Genomic DNA, 4580 nt, shown 5'->3' with positions numbered 1-4580 from the left:
CTTTTTGATATATTTGTTGAGAAGATTGTGGGGTTTTTTCACAGTCTGACGTTATATGCAAGCCTACCGCACCCGACACATTCGAGCTAAAAACTAACATTTGTAGCTATAAATTTCGTAACTTCGCAGACAGACATTTGACTAAATATGAGTAAGAAAAAACGAGTTGGGGAAGGAATAAAAAACGTAGTTTCGACTATGATGGACAGGGTAATGAACAACGTCCTTGTAAACGACCCATTTATAAAAGAAAAACACCATTCCTCCAAACCGCTTTACTCTGCATTAGTTCCGGACGAAATATTTAAAGGCTCACATTTTGAAAGAAGATTTGTAACGCCATTTGGTGGTGTTTGGGAAAAGTTAGCCCAAGTTGTGGCAACCGAAAATCACGGACATTGTTCAATGGGACACAGCATTAATGGCGTGGTAGGAAGCGAAAGTTTAAGAAGAATACAAGAAGTCCTAAACAATCTTGAACATAGCGGCAAAGGAGCAGAAAAAGTAAAACCCGACTGGACGACAGAACTTGAATACATCAGAAAAGGTGGTGGCGACCCAATTCCTGTTAGTGTTACTTGCGACATTTTTATTCATAATGAAGAAACAAATACAAAATATGCTTTTGAGTTAAAAGCACCGCTTCCAAATAGCGACCAAACCAAAGTAAGCAAAGAAAAAATGCTGAAATTATTGGCAATGCAACCAAAACAGGTTGACCACGCTTTTTATGCACTTGTTTACAATCCTTATGGCAAAAAAGAAGATTACAAATGGACTTTCCCAATGCGATGGTTCAATATGCACCAAGACCAATCTGTTTTAATTGGCAACGAATTTTGGGATTTAATCGGAGGTGAAGGCACTTACAAAACTTTCATAACCGAAGTAAACAAACTTGGAAAGGAATATAAAGAAAGAATTTACCGTGAGTTTTTAGAAATTGAGCCTCCTCAAAATTTTGACCAAACATTACTAAAATAGTCGAAATGGAAAACTCAAAATTCACATTTATTGACCTTTTTTCTGGTATTGGTGGTTTCAGAATGGCACTTGAAAACAATGGTGGAGAATGTTTGCATTTTAGCGAAATAAGCAAAGATGCAATTGACACTTATTGCAAAAATTCAAACGAGCCAATTGAGAAAAATTTAGGCGACATAACCAAAATAAAAGAACTACCAAAACACAACCTTTTAACTGCTGGCGTGCCTTGTCAAAGTTGGTCAATTGCAGGACGAAATTTAGGCTTTGACGATGATAGAGGGCAACTTTGGAACGACACCATATTTTTATTAAATCAATCACGACCAGACGCATTTATTTTTGAAAATGTAAAAGGCTTAGTAGACCCGAGAAACAAAAAAGCATTAACCCACATCTTAGACAGAATAAAGGAAGCGGGTTATTTTGCAAATTATTATGTGTTAAATTCTTTCGACTATGGAGTTCCACAAAACAGAATAAGAATTTACATAGTAGGTTTTAGAGACAAAGAATTTGCCGACAAATTCAAACTCCCAAAACCACTTGATAAAAAAATAAAATTGGCAGACATTTTATCCGACTTCAATGAAAAAATCATAGAAACAGAAAGCGAAATGCCAAAAGATTTATTTGGAGAAATCATTACTCAAAAAAGTATGAGTTTATCAACCAGCAACGGATTGAACGACTATTTCCTCTTCAATGATTTACGCAACGGACATTCTACAATACACTCTTGGGACATTATCGAAACGACCGAAAGACAAAAGAAAATTTGCTATTTATTACTCAAAAATAGACGAAAAAGTGTTTATGGAAATTTAGACGGAAACCCTTTGTCTTTAAAACATTTCAAAGGTTTAGACAATTCAATCAACGAAAACGAATTAGACGAATTAGTTGAATTGAAAATATTAAAAAAAGAGAATTATTCATTCGTAATAAATCGAAATAAGGTCAAAGACTTAACAGACGAAGAAAAAATAATCATTAACAATTGTGATGCTGACTTTTTGGTGGTTGACAAGTTGAAAATGAACAGAGAACTTAAAGTAAAAAAAATCTCTCTTTCTAAAATATTACCAACGCTTATTGAAAAAGAAATAATCACTTCAAACGAAGTGCGATATGATTTCAAAAACACTAAAATCAGCACAGGTCTTTATGGAGTAAACAGAATTTTTTTACCAACATCCAATATCTTTCCGACACTTGTTGCAAGCGACACCAACGATTATGTAACAACAAAAATGATTAGTGCAAAAAATGAAGAAGAGCATAGAAAACTGTTTATCAATAAGGTTTACAAAAAAGAAAATTATCGTAGAATAACGAAAGAAGAAGCTTGTTTAATTCAAGGTTTTCCAAAGGACTATATTTTACCAGAGAACAGAGCAAGATGGATGAAATTAGTAGGTAACAGCGTTTCAGTTCCAGTAATAGAAATATTAGGTAAAGCAATTGCCGAGACAGGTGTTTTTGACAACATGACTGAAAGTATATCTACCTCGACAAGAGTTTTAACAATGCCAACAAACCCATATAAAGAACAATTGACGAACAACCAACAATTGAAGAAGGCCAGCATATAACAGCACCTACAAAAAATTGGCGGTTCAGTGCTTCGAATGACAGTTTTGTGGTTCAACAAACATTCGTTCTTCGTATGAACATTTGAGGTAGAAATCGCCAACTTCTTGTAGCTGCAAACCGTTGGCAGAAAATTTTGAAAACCGTGCTAAACAGACGACTCGCTTGAAGATACAATAGAATTCATTCAAGGAAATTCGAAAAGAGAGCAAAAAGTAAAAATTTAATGTCAAAAGGGCGGTACATTAACAAACGTAAAATAGTACCTAAAGTTATCGTCCTGTGGTGTTCCACTTAATATAAAAGGGAAGAAAAGATTATTATGAAAAATTTATTTTCAAGAATTCTAATTTTAGCTTTATTGCTAAATACAAGTGTGTTTTTCGCTAATCCAATTGACTTTGTGAAAAGCAGTGCAAACCAATTTTTAGACAATTATTATTCCGAAAGCTACAATTTTGGAAAATCAATTGAAACAAAAGCGAATAATCAAAATATTATTATTTCCGAAGTTTTAAACAAAAAAAGCGGTCTGATTAGTGGCTATGTTGCTGTTAATAAAGAAAATAATGAGATGGTATACTTCGTAGATTATTTAAGAGAAACTCAAGAAATAAAAGCAATTGATTTTAAAAACAACAAAACTGACATTGTTAATTTAAAAAAAGACAATAATTTTGAGAAGTTTATGAAAATCGACTTGATTAAAGAAATTGAGAAAATAAATAATAACCCAGCTTCTGCTATGAAATTTTGGGGTACCTCGTGTGGCCGTGGTTTTTCACTTGAAGATGGATCTTGCTACAAAACTTGTTGCTATTATGTATTATGGGTAAATACTGGTTGCGAAATAGTAGGATGCTAATCTTTTTATAAAATAATCTTTTGATGCTTGCTGAAAATGCAAGCATCAAATTTAAATTAACACAGAGAATGAAAAATCCTATATATCTATTATTTTTATTATTTTTAAATAATATGCAATCCCAAAGTATTATTGTAATAGACTCATTAAATCATAAGCCTATTCCATTTGTAAACATTCAGTTTAATAAAAATAACGGTACTTATACAAATGAAAATGGTGTTTTTGAAGTAAATAGAAACACAAAAGATACGTTAAGACTTTCCCACATATCCTATACTGATTATGAAGTAAAAGCATCTGATGTAAAAGATACTATTATTTTGTCGCCAAATGCTATATTACTAACAGAAGTAAAAATAACTAATGGAAAAAAAACAATAAAATATGTAGATTTCCCAAGAAAAAACTCAAGTTTTGGTAGTTTTCCAGTAATCTCAAAATCAGAAATAATAACATTGATAACTCCAAATATTGAAAACGCTTATTCTACTATAACAAAATTAGATTTCAAGTTTGAGAAAAAAAAATATGAGGAAAATAATAACAATATAAAAACTGCTTTTAGAGTTAATATTTATGATTCCAAAAAAGAAAAGATAAAAAATAAGATTTATTCGAGTGAAGTATTTATCATCGATGCAACGAAAAAAGAAAAAATAGAAATAGACTTAAATAATGAATATATTGAATTATCAAATAATGGGTTATTCATTGGAATTGAAGTGATTGGAGATATTGACCAAAATGGAAATATAACCAAAGAGAAATCATCAATTAGACCCATTTTAACAGACAATACTATTAATGATTATTCGGCTAAAACCTTTTTAAAATACACCTTTGATAAGAAGCTAAATTTAAATCCAATCAATGATATTTTTGAAAAAAATTTAAATTCAAAAATAAATAGAAATTTATCTTTTGGTATGACAATCTCTAAATCAAATTAAATCTTCTGCCAACCGCCGTTTGGCAATATGGCGGGTTTAGGCTTAATTTAAAGATGGTTTTGTATTTGTAAAATTAGTCATTAACCGAAAGTTTAGGCTTCCTTAACCCGCCACATCGCCAAGCGGCAAGACGTCAGGCTGTGAAAAAACGCTCCTTTTCCCAAAAATATCATTTTATAGTATGC

General features: G+C 31.7%; 4 protein-coding genes. All 4 read left to right on the top strand.

From position 1 onward, the window contains the following. Positions 1-147: 147 nt before the first annotated feature. The 4 genes from AC9UEH_RS11410 to AC9UEH_RS11395 all read left to right on the top strand — a co-directional run bounded on the left by AC9UEH_RS11410 (position 148) and on the right by AC9UEH_RS11395 (position 4395). A complete protein-coding gene (locus tag AC9UEH_RS11410; protein WP_509531969.1) occupies positions 148-984 on the top strand; it encodes a TdeIII family type II restriction endonuclease in 837 nt (278 codons plus the stop codon). Between the two features lie 5 nt (positions 985-989). Then, positions 990-2579 carry a DNA cytosine methyltransferase gene (locus tag AC9UEH_RS11405; RefSeq protein WP_509531966.1) on the top strand — a complete coding sequence of 530 codons (1590 nt, stop codon included), beginning with the start codon at positions 990-992 and terminating at the stop codon, positions 2577-2579. A gap of 320 nt (positions 2580-2899) precedes the next feature. Further along, entirely contained in the window at positions 2900-3442 is a 543-nt protein-coding gene (locus AC9UEH_RS11400) for a hypothetical protein (RefSeq protein WP_509531964.1), read from the top strand. A 23-nt stretch (positions 3443-3465) separates the two neighbouring features. Further along, positions 3466-4395 (top strand): carboxypeptidase-like regulatory domain-containing protein, encoded by a 930-nt coding sequence (locus tag AC9UEH_RS11395; RefSeq protein ID WP_509531961.1) that lies wholly within the window; start codon positions 3466-3468, stop codon positions 4393-4395. Positions 4396-4580 lie beyond the last annotated feature (185 nt).

Source organism: Flavobacterium sp., from assembly GCF_040402835.1.
In the GTDB taxonomy this organism is placed as follows: domain Bacteria; phylum Bacteroidota; class Bacteroidia; order Flavobacteriales; family Flavobacteriaceae; genus Flavobacterium.
This window is presented reverse-complemented; position numbering and strand designations above follow the sequence as displayed.

Excerpts from the sequence above, each read along its gene's own strand:
- AC9UEH_RS11410 (WP_509531969.1), top strand. The coding sequence starts at position 148 with ATGAGTAAGAAAAAACGAGTTGGGGAAGGAATAAAAAACGTAGTTTCG.
- AC9UEH_RS11405 (WP_509531966.1), top strand. The coding sequence starts at position 990 with ATGGAAAACTCAAAATTCACATTTATTGACCTTTTTTCTGGTATTGGT.
- AC9UEH_RS11400 (WP_509531964.1), top strand. The coding sequence starts at position 2,900 with ATGAAAAATTTATTTTCAAGAATTCTAATTTTAGCTTTATTGCTAAAT.
- AC9UEH_RS11395 (WP_509531961.1), top strand. The coding sequence starts at position 3,466 with ATGCTTGCTGAAAATGCAAGCATCAAATTTAAATTAACACAGAGAATG.